Annotated in this window: 14 protein-coding genes; 7 read left to right on the forward strand and 7 right to left on the reverse strand. The window is 72.0% G+C overall.

Annotated features, from left to right (window positions below; genetic code table 11):
• Positions 1–54 precede the first annotated feature (54 nt).
• From ABD374_RS27720 to ABD374_RS27730, 3 genes are all read left to right on the forward strand, one after another.
• Positions 55–1,578, forward strand: a complete 1,524-nt coding sequence (locus tag ABD374_RS27720; RefSeq protein ID WP_344498645.1) for a CBS domain-containing protein — start codon at positions 55–57, stop codon at positions 1,576–1,578.
• Positions 1,579–1,782: 204 nt separating this feature from the next.
• The gene (locus tag ABD374_RS27725; protein ID WP_344498647.1) at positions 1,783–2,235 is read left to right on the forward strand and encodes a hypothetical protein; all 453 of its coding nucleotides are present in this window, start codon (positions 1,783–1,785) and stop codon (positions 2,233–2,235) included.
• Between the two features lie 574 nt (positions 2,236–2,809).
• Positions 2,810–3,289 (forward strand): VOC family protein, encoded by a 480-nt coding sequence (locus ABD374_RS27730; protein WP_344498649.1) that lies wholly within the window; start codon positions 2,810–2,812, stop codon positions 3,287–3,289.
• 33 nt (positions 3,290–3,322) lie between these two features.
• Here ABD374_RS27730 and ABD374_RS27735 read toward each other — a convergent pair whose 3' ends face one another.
• The 7 genes from ABD374_RS27735 to ABD374_RS27765 are packed head-to-tail and all read right to left on the reverse strand — an operon-like array spanning position 3,323 to position 13,056.
• Positions 3,323–4,603 (reverse strand): TIGR02679 family protein, encoded by a 1,281-nt coding sequence (locus tag ABD374_RS27735; protein WP_344498651.1) that lies wholly within the window; start codon positions 4,601–4,603, stop codon positions 3,323–3,325.
• On the reverse strand, positions 4,600–8,724 hold the full coding sequence (locus ABD374_RS27740) for a TIGR02680 family protein (RefSeq protein ID WP_344498653.1): 4,125 nt from the start codon (positions 8,722–8,724) through the stop codon (positions 4,600–4,602). The genes ABD374_RS27735 and ABD374_RS27740 overlap by 4 nt, the downstream gene beginning before the upstream one ends.
• Positions 8,721–10,061 carry a TIGR02678 family protein gene (locus ABD374_RS27745; protein ID WP_344498655.1) on the reverse strand — a complete coding sequence of 447 codons (1,341 nt, stop codon included), beginning with the start codon at positions 10,059–10,061 and terminating at the stop codon, positions 8,721–8,723. The genes ABD374_RS27740 and ABD374_RS27745 overlap by 4 nt, the downstream gene beginning before the upstream one ends.
• On the reverse strand, positions 10,058–11,632 hold the full coding sequence (locus ABD374_RS27750) for a TIGR02677 family protein (protein WP_425577375.1): 1,575 nt from the start codon (positions 11,630–11,632) through the stop codon (positions 10,058–10,060). Before ABD374_RS27750 ends, ABD374_RS27745 begins: the two co-directional genes overlap by 4 nt.
• Complete coding sequence (locus tag ABD374_RS27755) at positions 11,629–11,871, reverse strand: ScoMcrA-related endonuclease (protein WP_344498657.1); 243 nt, start codon at positions 11,869–11,871, stop codon at positions 11,629–11,631. The genes ABD374_RS27750 and ABD374_RS27755 overlap by 4 nt, the downstream gene beginning before the upstream one ends.
• 37 nt (positions 11,872–11,908) lie before the next feature.
• Complete coding sequence (locus ABD374_RS27760) at positions 11,909–12,121, reverse strand: DUF397 domain-containing protein (protein ID WP_344498659.1); 213 nt, start codon at positions 12,119–12,121, stop codon at positions 11,909–11,911.
• A complete protein-coding gene (locus tag ABD374_RS27765; RefSeq protein WP_425577376.1) occupies positions 12,118–13,056 on the reverse strand; it encodes a helix-turn-helix domain-containing protein in 939 nt (312 codons plus the stop codon). Before ABD374_RS27765 ends, ABD374_RS27760 begins: the two co-directional genes overlap by 4 nt.
• Before the next feature lie 247 nt (positions 13,057–13,303).
• Between ABD374_RS27765 and ABD374_RS27770 the strand changes: the two genes are divergently transcribed.
• From ABD374_RS27770 to ABD374_RS27785, 4 genes are all read left to right on the forward strand, one after another.
• Positions 13,304–13,780 carry an ATP-binding protein gene (locus ABD374_RS27770; protein WP_344498661.1) on the forward strand — a complete coding sequence of 159 codons (477 nt, stop codon included), beginning with the start codon at positions 13,304–13,306 and terminating at the stop codon, positions 13,778–13,780.
• A 209-nt stretch (positions 13,781–13,989) separates the two neighbouring features.
• A complete protein-coding gene (locus tag ABD374_RS27775; RefSeq protein WP_344498663.1) occupies positions 13,990–15,024 on the forward strand; it encodes a LacI family DNA-binding transcriptional regulator in 1,035 nt (344 codons plus the stop codon).
• Positions 15,021–16,571, forward strand: a complete 1,551-nt coding sequence (locus ABD374_RS27780) for a sugar ABC transporter ATP-binding protein (protein WP_344498665.1) — start codon at positions 15,021–15,023, stop codon at positions 16,569–16,571. The genes ABD374_RS27775 and ABD374_RS27780 overlap by 4 nt, the downstream gene beginning before the upstream one ends.
• Complete coding sequence (locus tag ABD374_RS27785; RefSeq protein ID WP_344498667.1) at positions 16,561–18,519, forward strand: ABC transporter permease/substrate-binding protein; 1,959 nt, start codon at positions 16,561–16,563, stop codon at positions 18,517–18,519. Before ABD374_RS27780 ends, ABD374_RS27785 begins: the two co-directional genes overlap by 11 nt.
• The last annotated feature ends 13 nt before the right edge of the window (positions 18,520–18,532 follow it).

Genomic DNA, 18,532 nt, shown 5'->3' on the forward strand with positions numbered 1-18,532 from the left:
TCCTGACTTCCACCGGCCCGACCTTCCCGTGCTTCACCGAGAGGACATGACATCGTGCGCGCCTGGACCATACGTGGCGGACGAGAGGGGCAGCTGGAGTCCGCCGCCCTCGAACAAGGGCTGACCATCGCCGGCTGGGAAGAAGTCGACGACCTCGGTTCCTGCACATCCATCGAGGAAGTCGGAGTGCTCCTCGAGCAGACGTATCCCGACGAGGGTCCAGGCACCGTGGCCAGCTGGAAGCACCAGCTGTGGCGCTTCCTGACCATGGACATCGGTGACTTCGTCGTCATGCCCCGTAAGTTCCAGCAGATCATCGCCATCGGCAAGCTCACCGGCCCCTACGAGTACCGGGCCGATCAGCCTCCGGGCTACCGGCACGTCCGTACAGCGGACTGGCGCGTACGAGACCTGGACCGTGCGGCGGTCAAGGGCGACCTCCGCGACAGCATGGGTGCGTATCTCACCATCAGCGAGCTCACCCGCCGCGACGCTGTCCGCCGCATCACGGCACTCGTCGACGAAGGCCACGACCCCGGATACACCGGAGCCGTCGATCCGCCGGTCGACATCGCCGCTCTCGAAGCGGACGTCGCCGACGCCGGCACCCGGCAGCTCGCGGCCCGAGATCTCATCGGCCTGTGGGGCTGGTCCCGACGAACCGTCGGCGTCACCGAACTCGTGGACCATGAACTCGCCGTCCGCGGCCTGACGGTCGAGCCCCACTACAATTCCGTCCGCCTCGACGACCTGGTCACGGTCTCCGCCACCGATGAAGACGTCGCCACCGAGGAAAGTGCCGCCCCGGACAGCGTCCACCTCAGCGGCCACTCCACCTCCGGAAGTTCAGCGCGCAAGACGTCCACCGAGAAGGACCTCGGCTGGCGGATCGGAACCCTCCCCTTCGCCCGTGACGTCACCACCGTCCCCGTCGACGGCGATCTCGGACTCGCCTACCTCCACATGGTCGAGGCTGACTACTCCCAACTTCCCGTCGTCGACCGCAACGGACGCGCCAAGGGCGTCGTCACCTGGCAGTCGATCGCCAGGGCCAAACTGACCGGCCGCGGCCACAGTATTGCCGAGGTCACGGACCACGACGCCCCCACCGCCCGCGAACACGAAGAGCTCTTCTCCCGCATCCAGGACCTCCGCCAGCACGGCTTCCTCGTCATCGTCGACTCCGAGCACGTCGTCACCGGTGTCCTCACCGCCTCCGACATCGCCGACCAGCTCAAGCTCCGCATCGAGCCCTTCACCCTCCTCGAAGAGGTCGAACTCCGCCTCCGCCGCACTCTCAACCGCTACAACCGTGAGGACCTCCCGACCCGCACGCAGAACATCCTCGACAGGAAAGGCATGATCACCCTCGGCGAGTACCGCCACGTCTTTCAGGAAGAGGACCTGTGGACGCAGCTCAACTGGCCCTTCGATCAACAGAGATTCCTGGAGCGCCTCGACGTTGTGAAGAAGTTCCGCGACAGCGTGGCTCACTGGGACGTCGACGCCCCGGAGGCCGAACGAGAAGCTGTCGAGGCCACCCGACAACTCCTCCGTTTACTTCAACTTGTCGCCTGAATCCTGATTTCACGGCAAAGCAGTTGCAGACAAGGCGTATGCTGTACCTGGCAGCTAGCGCCTGCCCGCTCCGAGTCATGATGGTCCCACGTCCATCGTGATGGCGAAGACAAGGTTCCCCGAATCGCGCAGCAGTGTTCCGTCAGGTCATCGAATAGTCCACGGCGGGGCGGACGTGGGACGTCTCGCAAGATGGAGCACACGATGACCGAGAACCGTCGCCGCAAGGTTGAGATTCGCGCCCGCCAGGCGATCACCGGAGCGGGTTATCTAGAGACACGTCGGCGGATCACTGCCTTGGCCGAGGTGATGCAGCAACATCCGCAACTCAACTCGTACGGCATTGGGGTCTTCGACCCCCTGCGCAAGACAGCCGCACAGCGCCGGGCCGAACTCGCCGCTGGCCGCGAGGAGTTGGCCGGAGGTGTGGAAAGGGTGCTGGTGACGGTCGCGTGGTTGCGTGAGCACATCACGCCGATCAAGACCCCTACCATCAGCAGTTATGCCGCGAAACATGTGATGGAGCGGACAACTGAAAGGTACGTCAGCAACGGCGAGTTCATCGCCGCTGCTCTCGTCGCTGGATACACCTTCAAGTACGCGCAGCCGAATGTGTTGTTCGGTATGAGTGTCCGGGATCTGAAGCGGATGAACTGAGCACTCCACAGAGACCTTCAGGGTGAGAGCTGGGCTCTCACCCTGAAGACGTCATAACCGACTAGTGCTGGATTCCTCAACTTGTTCTTTTCCTTCCGGTCTCCAACAGAGTCCCGAACAGTGTTGCTCACCTGGAAGTTCGCGGGACGTGGAGACGGCCTTCGCCTGGCAGGGGATAGCCCTGGTGCAGCTCGACCGTGTTGTGCGCGAGGGGGACCGGCGGCCGCTCATAGCTCTTCGCCGGCGTGCGTGGCGGGGCTGCACTGGCGCCGGGATCTCAGGCTCGTGCAGCCCGGCGACTCGGACTACGGCAGCTGAATCCGCTCCTCCGTCGCTAGCGTGTATACATCCGCCGTGCCACCCCTCGGACACCAGCACACACCCCACGGTCTCTCGTAGACCGTGGGGTATTTCGTTGTGCGACGCAACGTTTCCCGCGCCCGTCCTCGCAGCACGTGTGCACGTGAGGACCGACGCGCTGTTCGTGTGGTGGCTGTCGGACACCGATGAGTTTCGGGCGCGGGGCCGGTCTTCATGGGTGTACACGCTCATGCGCCGGACGCGGGAGGAACCGATGGTTGCCAGGGAATTCACCACGTGTCTGTGGTTCGACGGGCAGGCCGAGGAGGCCGCGGAGCACTACGTCTCGATCTTCAAGGACTCGAAGCTCGGACGGATCGGCCGCTACACCGGGGCCGGGCCGGGGCCCGCCGGGTCCGTCATGGCCGTCGAGTTCGAGGCCAACGGCCAGAGGTTCGTCGGGCTGAACGGCGGGCCGGAGTTCACGTTCAGCGAGGCGGTCTCGTTCCAGATCCACTGCGGTGACCAGGACGAGGTGGACTACTACTGGGGCAAGCTCTCCGCGGGCGGTTCCGAAGGCCCCTGCGGCTGGCTGAAGGACAAGTACGGGGTGTCCTGGCAGGTCGTCCCCGACGGGCTCCTCGACATGCTCGGCGACTCGGACCCGGAGAAGGGGAAGCGGACCGCCGAGGCGATGTTCTCGATGTCCAAGCTCGACATCTCCGCACTTCGGAAGGCGTACGCGGGAGAGTAGGGCGTACGCGGGACAGGAGGTACCGCGCACGGATCAGGCGGTCGGCCCGTTCCGGGTGGCCGGGTGCCGGGACAGGTCTGCCAGCAGGTCTTCGGCCACGTGTTCCTCCAGGACGGCGGTCCGGTGGGTGAGCAGGGCCTCGGACAGGGCGGGGTCCCACGGGGCCTCGGTGATTCTGCCGACGGGCGGGCCCGGATCCGTGCGGGCGCGGGCCGTCAGGTAGTCGCTGGCCGACATGCGCCAGGGGGTGGCCGGCGTCTTCGCCAGGACGTGGGCGGCGATGCGCAGGCCCTCGCCGTCGAAGTCGCCGTGGTGGCGGAGCGGGGCCCCCGCCTCCGCGAGATGGCGCAGCAGGAGGAGTACGGCGCTGTTCGGCCAGCCGGACGTGCACACCAGGGGCGGGCAGGCCGGGCCGAAGCGCTGGAGGGCGAGGGCCGGGATGCTCGGGTTCTCGGTGATGTGGACCACCGTGGGCGGGAAGCGCAGCTCGCCGGGTGTGCGCAGCTGGGCCAGGGTGAGGTGCGTGGCGTGGCCGGCGCGGGAGTACGCCGTCACGGCGTGGGCCACCGGGCCGTCGCCCGTGGGGCGCAGGCCCGCGGTGAGGACCGTGGTGGACAGGGCGTCGTCGGCGATTCCGGCCCGGGCCCACAGGGCGCGCCGTTCGGAGGCCGACTCGGGGGCGGCCGTGTCGTACAGCGCGGCGAGGGCGCGCAGGACCAGGCCGGACAGGCGGGTTCCGTCGTCGAGGGCGTGGGAGTCGTTCAGGATGCGGGTGGCGAAGACCGGTAGTGGTTCGCCCCGCGCGGGGAGTGCGGACAGGGTCCGCAGGGCGTCGGCGAGGGTGCTCCGGGTGGTGGCCACCGAGCCGCCGGTCAGGCCGGCGCGGCGTACCTGCGCGACCCAGGCGTCGAGGGCGGGCTGCGCCAGGACCACCGGGTGGGTGGCCAGCCACTCCCACAGGGCGGCGCGGTCGGCCCGGTCGGTCGCGCGGGCCGCGGCCCGGTCGCCGACCGGGCCGACGATCGCGGTGACCACCGAGCGGGTGTCCTCGCCGCAGCTGTCGCGGAGGGCCTGGTCGAGCCGGGTCAGGGAGAGGGTGGGGCGCGGGCCGGGGAGGCGGTCCAGGCCCAGAAGGTCGGCGACGGCGTTCTGCGCGGCCTCGTCCAGGGGGCCGACCCGTACCCGTGCGACCGGCTGCCCGGTGGACAGCCGGTCGTGGAACGCCCGCCACAGCGGCGCCAGTCCGGGGCGGTCCAGCGGGTGCCCCGCCGCAGAGTGGCCCGCCGGAGAGTGTTCCGCCTCCGGGTGCCTCACCGCGGCTCCTCTTCGGACCGCAGGTCCGTGCCGTCCCAGACGAAGCGGACCGTCGTGACGGCGTCGTCGGGGCCGCCGCTCCCGTCCCCGCCCTCGATCCCGCCCGTGATCAGCTGGTGCACGGCGATGCCGTCGAGCTCCCGGTAGGTGCACCACTCGTGGTCCGAGGTGAGCATCAGATCGAGGTCGAGCGAGCACAGCAGCGCGAAGATCTGGCCCCGGTTGGCCGCGTCCACGCCGACGAACACCTCGTCCAGCAGGATCAGCCGGGGCGCCCGCGGCACCGCCTGGTAGTGCGCCGCCACGGCGGCGAACAGCGGCAGGTGCAGGGCGATGGCCTTCTCCCCGCCCGACAGCGCGCCGTGCAGCTTCTTCGTCAGCAGCTGCCACCCCTGCCCGTTCGCACGGTCCAGCCTCACCACGAACTGGTGCCACGCGGTGTAGTCCAGCACCCGCGTCAGCTGCTCCTCCCAGTTCCTCGCCGTGTCGGACGCCTTGGCCTCCTCGACGCGGTCGCGGAAGAAGCGGTGCAGCGCCTCGCGGTCGCCGTCCGACATCCGCACCGGATCCTTCAGCAGCAGGTCGCGGGCGGCCCTGGTGCCGGGCGGCAGCGCCGGATCGACCTGCCACACCAGGCGCACCGCGACCCGGGAGGCGGTACGCACCCGCTCCAGGCGGGAGTTCATCGCGTCGACCAACTCGTTGGCCTGGCGGATACGGGCGGCCAGATGGCGCCGGGTGTTGCCCGTGAGCGTACGGTCGAAGAGCTCGCGCTCGTCGGCGGTGATCTCCTCCTGGCTGCGGTCCCGCTCGGCCGTCAGGGAGGCCAGCAGCCCGGCGGCGCCCGTCCGCATGCCGTCCATCGCCGCCGAGAACACCTGGACGTCGTCGTCCGACTCCAGCGACAGGTCGGCGCGCTCGCCCAGCGCCTGCCGGCTGATGTGGACGGTCTCGGCGAGACGGCCCAGGGCGTCCGCGATGTTCTTCGGCCCGTACGGTACGGACGGCCACAGCGACCCGATCGTGCGGGCCGCCTCCAGGGTGGACTTGATCCCCTCCTCGGCCCTCACCGCCACCTCGGCCCCCGCGTCGACGGCGAAACCCAGCCGCAGACGGCGGCGGAAGCGGTCCGCGGCCGTGTCGCGCGCCGTCAACGCCGCGTCCCGCTGTGCGGCGGCCGTGACCCGCTCGCTGTCCAGCGAGCCGATACGGCCCGCGACCTTCAGCAGCAGCGCGTTCAGGTCGCGCAGGCCGGACAGGGCGGCGCGGTGCGACGCGCGCAGCTCCTCGATGCGGGCGAGCACCTCCTCGTACTCCGCGCCGACGGTGTGCTCGATCTCCTCCAGCCGGGCCGCCAGCGCGCGGGCGCCCGACTCCGCGCGGCCCGCCTCGGCCTCCAGCCCCAGGGCGGCCTCGCCGGACCGCTCGGCGCGGGACTTCGCCTCCGCCGCCGTACGCCGCTCGGACGCCAGCTGGAGGTGGGCGAAGAACCACTGGTCGGCGGTGTCCCGCAGCCTCTGGACCGTCTCGGCCACCGCGTCCAGCGCCGACGGATCGGCCGGCAGTCCGTGCTCGGCCGCCGTCTGGTCGAGCAGGGCCCGGGTGGTCTGCGCCGCGCTCTCGCACCGGCTCAGCCGCGCGACGGCGGACCGCACGGCGTCGTCCCGGGCGGCGGCGTCGGCCTGCGCCCGGTCGAGGTCGCGTTCCGCAGCGACGACCGCCCGGTGGTCGGGGCGCGAGCGCCGGTCGGCCTCCAGGGCGGCGCGGCGGCCGGCGAGAGCGGTGAGCGCGGTGTCCAGTCCGGTGATCTCGTGGTCCAGAGCGGTCAGCTGCGCCGCCAGCCGGGCCAGCCGCTGCTCGCGGGCGCGGGCGCGCGCGGACGCGCCGATGTGGGCGGCCTCCGCCTTGGCCCAGCTCCCCGTCGCGCTCGCCAGCCGCCAGGTGCCGTCCCCGCCGATCGCGGCGCCGTGCCCCTGCGGCAGGGTGTCGTCGTACGCGATGCCGGACAGCAGCTGGCCGATGCGTTCCGCCGCGACCGGTGCCCCCGGCTCCGGCCGCAGCACCTCGGCCAGGGACCGGCCCGGGGCGGGCACCGACCAGTCGGCCTCGGCGAAGGTGTCGTGGCCGAGGGCGAACGCACCGCCGTACGGGGCGACCCAGGCGTCCAGCAGACCACTCGCCTCCAGCGCGGCCTCGACCGCCGCGCGCGTACCGGCCGGCACCTCGTCGCGGAAGGCCACCAGCTTCCACAGCGGGGCGCCCATCAGCCGGGAACGGTCGGCCGTGCGGAACGGCGGGGGAGCGGGCGGCAGTTCGGCTGTCTGCTCCAGCGTCTCGGCCTCGGCGGCCAGCGCCTCGCGCTCCGCCTCCACTGCCGCGCGCCGGGAGGCGGCGGTGGTCTCCGCGGCGGTCAGGGCGTGCTCGACCGCGCGGACGGCCGCGTCGGTCAGCGCCAGCACCTCGGGTTCGTCCGTCGCGCGGGCGGCCAGCTCCTCCACGGCGCCGCCGTCGAAGGCGAGCTCCGCGCACTGCCGGGCCCAGACGCGCAGCCCCTCGGCCCGGGCCGCGACCGCCTGCTCGTACTGCGCCGTCCGCCGGGCGCGCCGCTCCGAGGCGGAGGCCAGGTCGGCCCGGCACTCCTCCAGCCGCTCCTCGGCCGTCGTACGTTCGCCGGTCGCGGCCCGGTGGGCGGACAGCGCCCCGCGCACCTCCTCGACCTGGCTCCGCCGCCCCCGCACCGCGCCGTGCAGGATCTGCCGGGCCCGGTCCGCGGATCCCGCCGCGAGCAGGGTGGCCACCTCCGTGCAGGACGCCGTCATTCCGGCGCTCCGGGCGACCTGCCAGGTGTCGCTCTCGGCGCTGCGGACCTTCTCCTCCTGCGCATCGGCCGCCTCCTGGGCCCGCTCCTGACGCAGGGCGTCCTGGTCGGCCGTCTCACGGGCCGCGCCCGCCTTGGCCCGCCGATCCCGCGCGTCCCGGCGGGCGTCGGCGGCCTGCTGCCGCAGCCGGTCGAGGTCGCGGCCCTGGCGGTAGGCGTCGGACTCCGTGAGGCCCTCGATCCTGGAGGCCAGCTCCTCGACGAGAGCCTCGGTCTCGGCGTGTTCCGCCTCGGCCCGCCCCTGCTCCTCGACCGCCGCCCGGTGCGCCTCCTCGCTCTCCCGGGCCGCACGGGTGCGGTTGTCCATCTCGGTCGTCGCCGAGATCACGGCGGCGGCGCCGGATCGGAGCACCCGCTGGGCGTACGCGCGCTGCCGGGCGCCGAGGGCCTGCGCCGCCCGTACCTCGTCCTCCAGCCGGGACAGGTGCTCGCGCCGCCGGTCGAGCCGCTCGAAGCCGTCGGCCAGCTCGGAGATCTCTCCCTGGTCGAGCGGGGGCAGGGCGCGGGAGAGCAGTTCGGACAGGAGCGAGGGGTCGAGGCGCTGGGACAGCTTCGGCGTACGCAATTGCAGCAGTGCGGTGATGAGCGCGTCGTAGCGCTGCTCGTTCAGTCCCGGGAAGAGGGTCTGCCGTACGGTGTCGCGGTACTCGGAGGCCGAGGCGTGCACCTCGCCGTGCCCGGCCAGGGCCTGCGCGAGGGCGGCCCTGGTCAGCGGCCGGCCCGCGTCGTCGACCAGGTCGAAGCCGCCGGGGACACCGACGCGGCGGCGGGTGGTGAAGAAGTCGGCGGTCACCGACGTGGTCCGCTCGCCGGCCTGGAGCCGTGCCCCGACGGTGAACCAGGCGTCGCCGCCGCCGTCCGGGACCTCCCCTTGCTCCCGTCCCTGCTCCTGTCCGGTGCGGAACTCCAGCCAGACGTATCCCACCCGGGTGAGGCCGGTGGCGCCCTCGCCCATCAGGTTCCAGTGCATGGTGCGCTCGGAGCCGCCGAAGGTGGACAGCCGGTGGGGGCGCAGGCTCGCGTCGAAGAGGAACGGCAGCAGCACCTCCAGGGCCTTGGACTTGCCCGTGCCGTTCGGACCGCGCAGCAGCAGGCGGCCGCGGTGGAAGGTGAAGACCTCGTCGTAGTAGCGCCACACGTTGAGCACGCCCGCGCGGGTCGGCTGCCAGCGAGGGGTGCGGCCGCGGGCTCCGGAGCCTGCGGAGTCCGCGGAGGCGCGGCGGGGGAGGGCGGTGACCGTCATGCGGGGGGTTCTTCCTTGAGAGTGGCACCGGTGACCCGGTAGCGGGCGGCGGCGGGCCGGGGGACGACGCGGCCGCCCTCGCCGCGTACCAGACCGAACTCGGCCAGGACCTGTACGGCGTCCGAGGCCAGGGCCGCGGCCCCGCCCTCCGTGCGGTACGCCTTGCCCCAGCGGGGGAAACGCCCCAGCAGGCTCTCCGCCTCGGCGGCCAGCTGCTCGGACGTGCACCCGGCGGGCGAGGCGGTGAGCGTGTCGAGGAGCAGCAGGGCGGCGACCTTGGCATGGCTCGCGTCGTCGGGGAACTTGCTGTCGGTGGCGATGGCGTCCGGGTCGACCAGCAGGAACCCTTCGGCGCGCTCCTCCAGCACGAACCCCGCCTGCTCCGCGGCGCGCCGCAGGATCTGGCGGCCGGTGGGGGAGGTGAGGTAGCCGAGCTGGGCCCCGGTCAGGTCGTCCCGGTGCAGGACGGGGTTGTCGAACAGGCGCCGCAGCACCGAGTGCCGCAGCCACAGATTGCGCTGTACGGGAGAGGCGTGGGCTTCCGGGGTGCCGGACTCCGGATCGTCCGGACCGTCCGGATCTTCTGGGTCCTCCGGCCCCTCCCAGATCCCCGGAGTCCCCGGAGTCCCTGAGCCGTCCGGGGCCTCCGTGGCCGCGGGCCCGTACCGCCGTTCCCGTACCAGACCGGTCAGCAGCGCCTCGAACCTGCCGGGTATCGCGGCGGCCGGGACGGCGAGGCGGGAAGGACCGCACGGCGCGGCGAGCAGACGCATCAGCACGGTGGCGTCCACCCGGTAGAGCACCTTCGCCTCGGCCGAGTCGGCGAAGCTGTCCGTCGTCCCGTCGACGGTCTGCAGGGCGCCGTACGACTCCAGCAGCCGCAGTACGTCGACGAACGCCACGCGCTCCGCACGCTGCGCGGTGTCGAAGGCGGGCAGTGCCTCGTCCGCGGCCGCCGCCCGCACCACCCGGTCGGCCAGCAGCCCGATGGTGGTGACCGGTACGGAGAGCAGCTCGGCGGCGGTGACGCAGAGCAGGACGTACCGCCGGCGGTCGAAGGGGGCGCGTCCCGGGCGGGTCCGCCGGGCGGGCCGCGTCGCGTCCGCGTCCGCCCGGACCTTCAGCAACCGGGCGTAACCCAGCCGCGGTTCGACGACCAGCGTCCAGCCGCAGTGGTAGTCGAACCAGTGGATCAGCGGATCCCGGCGCCGGCGCACCAGGTCGAAGGCCGCCGGGTCGGAGCGCTCGGTGAGCAGCGGGCGGGCCAGCAGCGTCCGGATGCAGCGGGCCAGCTCCTCCCGTTCGGCGACGACCAGTTGATTGGCGAAGTTGCTCATCCGGTCGCCTCCTCCAGGGCCGCCCCGGCCGGAAGTGTCCCGGCCGGTGCCGCCCCGGCCGTGTGTACTTCGACGACGAAATCGGGTCCGGTCAGCGTGCCGCGCGGCGTACGCAGCACGGCCGGGGCGGCGCCGGCGGCCGGTGGCCGCAGGACCACCTCCACCCGGCCGTCGCCGGTCACGGCCCGGCGCACCCCCGTGGAGTCCGGGCGGACGGCCAGGGCGCGGCCGAGCAGATCCATCAGCCGCTCGAAGACCTCGTGGTCCAGCGCGCCGAAGTGCGAGAGCCGCACCGGGGCCTGAGTGCGCAGCAGACTCCAGGCGGCCTCCAGCTCGGCGCGCTCCGCCCGCGCCCGCTCGGCTCTCGCCGCCTTGAGTTCCGCCACGTCGCGCACCCGGCCGGTGCGGGTGAAACGCTCCGTACGGCCACTGGTGCGCAGCAGCGCGGACACCTCCACCGGCGGGGCGTCGCGCCAGCTCTCGGTGGCCGACGTCAACTCGGGGTCGGCGTGCGCGAGATGTGCGTGGCGGGACGGCCCGAGCCCGAACGCCGTCGACCACAGCCGGTGCAGGTCGTCGTCGGCGGGCGCGGCGGCGAACCAGCGCGCCAGCTCCCTGAAGTCCTGTACGGCGCCGGTGGAGCGGCGCCGCGACTCGGTGATCCTGTCGAGCACCTGGAGCAGGGTGACGATGGCGCGGCGCGCCACATGGTGCAGCTGCTCCACCCGGGCGGGCGAGCCGTCGGCCGGCAGGAACCAGGCACGCAGCCCCTCCCAGCGGGCGCGGCGGCGCGCGAGCCACTCGGAGGCCGGGTCGGCGCCGCCGGACGGCGGAAGCTCGGCGCCGCGCAGCGCCCGTCGCCACAGCGTCTCCGGGCCGCGGTCCTCGATCCGGGCGACGGCCGCCGCGACGGCGTGGGCCCGCTGGTCGAGGTTGGTGAGGAACTCCTGGAGGTAGGCCACGGTGGCGCCCTTGACCTCGTGGAACGTCGACAGTTCGGCGCCGTCGGTGCGCAGCAGCCGCTGCAGCTCCCCGTTGAACTGCTTGGTGTTGCCGCGCAGCGCGTCGAGGTGCCCTTCGAGCTCCTGGAGGGTGCTGAAGATCCGCCGGTCGCCGGAGCCGGTGTCCGCCAGCAGACGGTCCAGCTCCGCGAGCCGGTCCGCGATCGCGTCCAGCACGGCGGTCTGGAGGGCGCCGGTCGACGCGAGGACGGTGAGTGCGTGCTGCACGCCGGCGAACGCCGCCTCGCCGCGCCGGGTCAGGGAGTACTGGAGGTTGCGGCGCTCGTACTCCTGCGCGGTGCGGTAGTTCTCCGCGTGGTTCTGGATCACGTCCAGCAACTGCCACTCCCGCAGCTGCTTCAGGGCCTGGGTCAGGTCGTCGTCGGTCAGCGCGTCGAACCAGCCGACGCCGCGCAGCCGCTCCCGTACGTCGTCCAGACCGAGCGCCGTCACCAGCCGCTCGTTCGCGTCGCCGAAGGCATGGAGGATCGCGGAGTACAGCGGTGCCCGGTCACCGGTGGTGAACCGGAACATGTCGGCCGGGACCCGGTGCGTCCCTCCTGCCGTCACAGCGCCGCTCCGTGATCGACGGCTTGCGACACCCGGGCGGCGGCGAGCCGGTCGGGCCGGGGGCGTTCGCCGTGCGCGACTCCGACGATCGCCTTCGAGTCGTACTGCCTGCCGTTGCGCGCCAGCAGGTACCGGCGTGCCGGGCGGAAGCGGCCGTGGAGGAAGGACTCCTGCCCCACACGGTCGAACTCCTCGATCGCGCACAGGATCTCGGTGGTGGTTATGTCCGTCAGCGCCATGCGTTGAACAGTAGACGGCGCCGCTGACAGGGGGAATCTATGCCTGGACGGCGAAGCGCACGAAGTCGGTCCACGAGGGCCCCGCCACCGTGAGCTGCGCACTGGCCGGGTCCTTGGAGTCGCGGACGTGAACGGCACCGGCGCACACCGCGACCTCCACGCATTCGCCGCCTTCGCCCCCGCTGTAACTGCTCTTGAACCAGGCCGGTTCCGATGACTGCGCCGTCGAGAATGCCGCCTCGGTGATCATGACTCTCCCAGCAGCTCTTGGATCAAGGACCGCGACTCACCCGGAGTGAGTGCCTGACCCCGGATGCTGCCATACCGCGCGGACAGGTTGCGGACTGCATCGGGATCCGTGATCAGGTTACTGACCCCCTGGGCCTCCAGGTATCCGACCGGTGGTTTCCCCTTGGGGGTCAGCACGATGAAAGGGCCGTCCACTCCCGGGTTCTCGTCACAAGCCAGAGGCAGTACCTGAATGGTGGTGCTCCTGAGCCTGCCCAGTGCCATCAGATGTTCCAACTGCCCTTTCTGTAAGGCCCTTCCACCGATCTCCCGTCGCAGCACTGCCTCGTCGATGACGGCGCTTACGATCGGAGCGGGCCAGCGTGTCAGGATCTCCTGCCGAGCCAACCGTGCCATGACCCGCTGTTCAATCGTTGCTTCGTCCAGCAGGGGCTGGCGCACCATGAACGTCGTACGCGCGTAGTCCTCGGTCTGGAGCAGACCGGGCACGGTCACCGTGCTGAAGAAGCTGATCTCGACTGCCGTCAATTCCAGCCGCGCATAGTCCCGGAACCAGGCCGGATGCCGCACCCGTGCCCGCGCTTTCGCCCGTACGACGTCCTCCTCCGCAGCCCGGAGCAGCCCGCCCGCACCGAGAACACCGTCCGCCGCCCGCAGGAACTCCGGCTGCGGTGTCCGCCTGCCGCGTTCCAGGGAGGAGATCAGGTCCTCCCCGTATCCGAGGCGTTCGCCCAGCTCCCGCTGCGTCCACCCCGCCCGCTCCCGCAGCAGCCGCACCTGGCGGCCGATCGTCCGGAACAGGTCCCCGCCGCCGTCCCCGTCGTCCCCGTACTCCTCGTCGGCGGGTTCGGGGCCGGGCCGCAGCCGGTCGTCCCCCGTCTCCGCATCCCGGCTTTCCACCACTGCCCGCGCATCCGCTGCTGCCATCGCGTCCACCGTCCGACCCGCCCCGACCAACCCTTGCCCGACCGGTACGCCGGCCCGCCGTACCGCCCGCTGTCGTCACCAGAGTACGAGCGATCGCACACGCACAGTGACCAACGGGTGAAGATCACCCCCACGTGCATCGTCGCCCGCCCGTGCCCGACCGGTGGTACGCGCGGTGCTCCACGCCGGTACGCGTGCCTCCCGTACCGCCCCGTCCCCTGGCCGGGGGGTCCCCGGTCCGGCCACGCTGAGCTGCATGGACTCCGAGATCACCACGGCTCGAACAGCCGTCTCCGCCCAGCGGTTCACGCAACTGCTCAGTGCCACCCGACGCAGCGCCCGCCTCGCGCGGCTGCTTGCCGTGCAGCAGCTCGACGCGTGGGGGTGGTCGCCGGACAACGACTGCGTACGGGCCGCCGAGCTGGTCGTCGCGGAACTCGCCGCGAACGCCGTCCTGCACGGCCGCGTGCCCGGACGCGGTTTCCGGCTGGGACTCGCCCTTGTGCCGGTCACGCCCAGGGCGTCCGTACTGCGGATCGACGTCACGGACCCCCGTGGTGATCTCCTGCCGCCTTCCGGGGGCGTCCCCGCCACCGCCGACGTCCCCGCCGACGGCGACGACACGCAGGGCCGGGGACTCCTCCTTGTCTCCGCCCTCTCCGTCAACTGGGGCTTGATCCCCGAGCCGGCCGGTGCGAAGACCGTCTGGGCGGTCGTGGGGCTGGTCGGCTGACCGCGCGTTCGGGGGGCCGGGTCCGGCGCGGTGGGTCGCTCATCTGAGCGGTAATCGGTCACGATCCGGTCTCGCTGTGGGGTGGAGGTATTGCTTCCGGTGCGTGTAATCGTTTCCAATCAGGCGTGTAATCGATTCCACGAGGGGCGGGCCCTGTCCGCGGCCCCCGGAACCGGGGTTCACCGCAACCACAAGGAGGTGGTCCGGCAGTGGCGAGCATCAAAGACGTCGCGGCCGAGGCGGGAGTGTCCGTCGCCACGGTCTCGCGCGTCCTCAACAGCCATCCGTCCGTCAGTCCCGACGCGCGGACCCGCGTCCTCGCCGCCGTCGACGCGCTCGGCTACCGGCCCAACGCCGTGGCCCGGTCGCTGCGTACCGACCAGACGCGCACCCTCGGGCTCGTCATCAGCGACGTGCTCAACCCGTACTTCACCGCGCTCGCCCGCTCCGTCGAGGAGGCGGCGCGCGCGCTCGGCTACAGCGTCATCATCGGGAACGCCGACGAGCGGCCCGAGTTGCAGGACCACCACGTCCGTACGCTCCTCGACCGCCGCATCGACGGGCTCCTCGTGTCGCCCACCGACGGCGGTTCCCCGCAGATACTCGACGCCGCGCGCGGCGGCACCCCCATGGTCTTCGTCGACCGCTGGATTCCGGGTGTGGACGTGCCCGTCGTGCGCGCCGACGGCTGCCCCGCCGTACGCGACCTCGTCGGCCACCTCCACCGCCTCGGCCACCGCAGGCTCGCGATCATCGCCGGACCGGCGGCCACCACCACCGGCAGCGAGCGCGTCGAGGCGTTCCGGGAGGCGCTGCGCGAGCACGGGCTGCCGCTGCCCGACGCCTACATCGGCCAGGGCGACTTCCAGGCGGCCAGTGGACGGCGCGCCACCGTGCGCTTCCTCTCCCTGCCCGAGCCGCCCGACGTCGTCTTCGCCGCCGACAACCTGATGGCGCTCGGCGCGCTGGACGCGATCCGCGAGCGCGGCCTGCGGGTCCCGCAGGACATCGGGCTCGCCGCCTTCGACGACATCCCGTGGTTCGTCCACACCGATCCGCCGCTCACGGCGATCGCCCAGCCGACCGGCGAGCTGGGCCGGGCCGCCGTACGGGCCCTGGTCGACCTCATCGAGGGCCGGCCGCCGCAGTCCGTCACGCTTCCCGCCCGGCTCGTCGTACGCCGGTCCTGCGGCGAGGGGCCTTCTTCGCATTCTCCGTACCAGAGCCAGAGGAGCAACCTGTGAGCGGCCCGGGCGAGTTGCTGCGCATCGAAGGCATACGCAAGACCTTCCCCGGCGTGGTCGCGCTCGACTCCGTCGACTTCGACCTGCGGCGCGGCGAAGTGCACGTCCTGCTCGGCGAGAACGGGGCGGGCAAGAGCACGCTGATCAAGATGCTGTCCGGCGCCTACCGCCCCGACAGCGGGCGGATCCTGGTCGACGGGCGGGAGGTCCGTATCCACGGGGCGCAGGACGCCGAGCGGCTCGGCATCGCCACCATCCACCAGGAGTTCAACCTGGTGCCCGAGCTCACCGTCGCCGAGAACATCTTCCTCGGCCGCCAGCCCCGGCGCTTCGGAATGATCGACCGCAGGCGGATGGAGGCCGACGCGGAGGAGCTGCTGAAGCGGGTCGGCGTGCGGGTCGCGCCGCAGGCCAAGGTGCGCGAACTGGGCATCGCCCGGCTCCAGATGGTGGAGATCGCCAAGGCCCTGAGCCTGGACGCGCGCGTCCTGATCATGGACGAGCCGACCGCCGTACTGACCAGTGAGGAAGTGGACAGGCTCTTCCGGATCGTGCGGCAGCTGCGCGAGGACGGGGTGGGCGTCGTCTTCATCACGCACCACCTGGAGGAGATCGCGGCCCTCGGCGACCGCGTCACCGTCCTGCGCGACGGCCGCAGCGTCGACCAGGTGCCCGCCTCCACGCCCGAGGACGAACTCGTACGGCTGATGGTCGGGCGCAGCATCGAGCAGCAGTACCCGCGCGAACGCCCGGAGACGGGGGAGCCGCTGCTCTCCGTGCGCGGGCTGACCCGCGACGGCGTGTTCCACGACGTCGGCTTCGACGTGCGCGCCGGCGAGGTCGTCGGACTCGCCGGGCTCGTCGGCGCCGGACGCACCGAGGTCGTACGCGCCGTCTTCGGCGCCGACCCCTACGACGCCGGGAGCGTCGAGGTACGTGGCGAGCGGCTGGCCGGGGGCGACGTGAACGCCGCCATGGGCGCCGGGATCGGGCTCGTGCCCGAGGACCGCAAGGGCCAGGGCCTGGTGCTCGACGCCTCCGTGGAGGAGAACCTCGGCCTGGTCACGCTGCGTTCGGCCACCCGCGCCGGCCTCGTGGACCTCAAGGGGCAGCGCGCGGCCGCCGCCCGGATCGCCGGACAGCTCGGCGTACGGATGGCGGGCCTAGGCCAGCACGTCCGTACCCTCTCCGGCGGCAACCAGCAGAAGGTCGTCATCGGGAAGTGGCTGCTCGCCGACACGAAGGTGCTGATCCTCGACGAGCCGACCCGTGGCATCGACGTCGGCGCCAAGGTCGAGATCTACCAGCTGATCAACGAACTGACCGCCTCCGGGCACGCCGTCCTGATGGTCTCCAGCGACCTGCCCGAGGTCCTCGGCATGAGCGACCGGGTGCTGGTCATGGCCCAGGGCCGGATCGCCGGTGAACTCCCGGCGCACGAAGCGACCCAGGACGCGGTGATGGCGCTCGCCGTCAGCGCCCCGGCGGCCGGCGCCCCGAACCCGAACGCAGCGAAGAACGAAGTGGAGGGCCCCCGTGGCCACTGACACGCTCAAGAGCGACACGGGCGCGAGCGCCGCGAGTACGGTCCGCCGCGTCCTGCTCGACAACGGCGCGCTGAGCGCCCTGGTGGTCCTGGTGGCGGCGATGTCGCTGCTCTCCGGCGACTTCCTCACCACCCAGAACCTCCTCAACGTGGGGGTGCAGGCCGCCGTCACCGCGATCCTCGCGTTCGGCGTCACCTTCGTCATCGTCTCGGCGGGCATCGACCTGTCCGTCGGGTCGGTGGCGGCGCTCTCGGCGACCGTGCTCGCCTGGACGGCCACGTCCGAGGGCGTCCCGGTGTGGATCGCGGTGATCCTCGCCGTCGCCACGGGCATCGCCTGCGGCCTCGTCAACGGCGCCCTCGTCTCGTACGGCAAACTCCCGCCGTTCATCGCCACGCTGGCCATGCTCTCGATCGGCCGCGGACTGTCCCTGGTCATCTCGCAGGGCAGCCCGATCGCCTTCCCCGAGTCGGTGTCGGTGCTGGGCGACACGCTCGGCGGCTGGCTGCCGGTCCCGGTCCTCGTGATGGTCGTGATGGGGCTCGTCACCGCGCTCGTCCTCGGCCGTACGTACATCGGACGCTCGATGTACGCGATCGGCGGCAACGAGGAAGCGGCCCGGCTCTCCGGACTGCGCGTCAAGCGGCAGAAGCTCGTCATCTACGCCCTGTCCGGCCTCTTCGCCGCCGTCGCGGGCATCGTCCTCGCCTCCCGCCTGGTCTCCGCGCAGCCGCAGGCCGCGCAGGGGTACGAACTCGACGCGATCGCCGCGGTCGTCATCGGCGGCGCCAGCCTGGCGGGCGGCGTCGGCAAGGCGTCCGGCACGCTGATCGGCGCGCTCATACTCGCCGTGCTCCGCAACGGGCTCAACCTGCTGTCCGTCTCGGCCTTCTGGCAGCAGGTCGTCATCGGTGTCGTGATCGCGCTCGCGGTCCTGCTGGACACGCTGCGGCGCCGGGCCGGCGGCGGGTCTGCGGCCCCCGCGGCCTCGTCCGGGGCCGGTGCGTCCGGGTCCGGCCGCAAGGGCGCGGCGCAACTCGCGGTCGCCGCCGTGTGCGTGGCCGCCGTCGTCGGCGCCGTGTCGTTCTTCAGCTCCGGCTCCACCGGTACGGCCACCAGGGTCAGCATGTCGCTCTCCACCCTCAACAACCCCTTCTTCGTACAGATGAAGGAGGGCGCGCAGGCGGAGGCCAGGAAGGCGGGCATCGACCTCACGGTGACGGACGCGCAGAACGACGCCTCCCAGCAGGCCAACCAGCTCCAGAACTTCACCGGCGAGGGCGTGAAGTCGATCATCGTCAATCCGGTCGACTCCGACGCGGCGGGCCCCGCCGTGCGGGCGGCCAACACGGCCGGCATCCCGGTGGTCGCCGCCGACCGGGGCGTCAACAAGGCGGACACCGCCACGCTCGTCGCCTCCGACAACGTCGCGGGCGGCAGGCTCGCGGCGAAGGCGCTGGCCGAGAAGCTCGGCGGCAAGGGCGAGATCGTCGTCCTCCAGGGTACGGCGGGCACCTCCGCCAGCCGCGAGCGCGGCAAGGGCTTCGCCGAGGGGCTCCAGGCGTACCCGGGAATCAAGGTGGTCGCCACCCAGCCGGCCGACTTCGACCGCACCAAGGGCCTGGACGTCATGACCAACCTGCTCCAGTCCCACCCCAAGATCACCGGCGTCTTCGCCGAGAACGACGAGATGGCGCTCGGCGCGGCCAAGGCGCTCGGCGGCAGGGCGGGCACGTCCGTGGAGGTCGTCGGATTCGACGGGACGCCGGACGGCCTCAAGGCGGTCGGGGCCGGCACGCTCTACGCTTCCGTGGCCCAGCAGCCCAGGGAACTCGGGAAGATCGCCGTCCGGAACGCGGTCGAGGCCGCGCGGGGCAAGAAGATCGACAGCATGGTCAAGGTGCCGGTCAAGGTCGTGACGGAGAAGAACGTCGCCGACTTCTCATGACGGTGACGGTGAC

Origin of the sequence: Streptomyces enissocaesilis (assembly GCF_039533765.1) — a bacterium.
In the GTDB taxonomy this organism is placed as follows: Bacteria; Actinomycetota; Actinomycetes; order Streptomycetales; family Streptomycetaceae; genus Streptomyces; species Streptomyces enissocaesilis.

Excerpts from the sequence above, each read along its gene's own strand:
- ABD374_RS27725 (WP_344498647.1), top strand. The coding sequence starts at position 1,783 with ATGACCGAGAACCGTCGCCGCAAGGTTGAGATTCGCGCCCGCCAGGCG.
- ABD374_RS27760 (WP_344498659.1), bottom strand. The coding sequence starts at position 12,121 with ATGATCACCGAGGCGGCATTCTCGACGGCGCAGTCATCGGAACCGGCC.
- ABD374_RS27770 (WP_344498661.1), top strand. The coding sequence starts at position 13,304 with ATGGACTCCGAGATCACCACGGCTCGAACAGCCGTCTCCGCCCAGCGG.
- ABD374_RS27745 (WP_344498655.1), bottom strand. The coding sequence starts at position 10,061 with ATGAGCAACTTCGCCAATCAACTGGTCGTCGCCGAACGGGAGGAGCTG.
- ABD374_RS27755 (WP_344498657.1), bottom strand. The coding sequence starts at position 11,871 with ATGGCGCTGACGGACATAACCACCACCGAGATCCTGTGCGCGATCGAG.
- ABD374_RS27740 (WP_344498653.1), bottom strand. The coding sequence starts at position 8,724 with ATGACGGTCACCGCCCTCCCCCGCCGCGCCTCCGCGGACTCCGCAGGC.
- ABD374_RS27730 (WP_344498649.1), top strand. The coding sequence starts at position 2,810 with ATGGTTGCCAGGGAATTCACCACGTGTCTGTGGTTCGACGGGCAGGCC.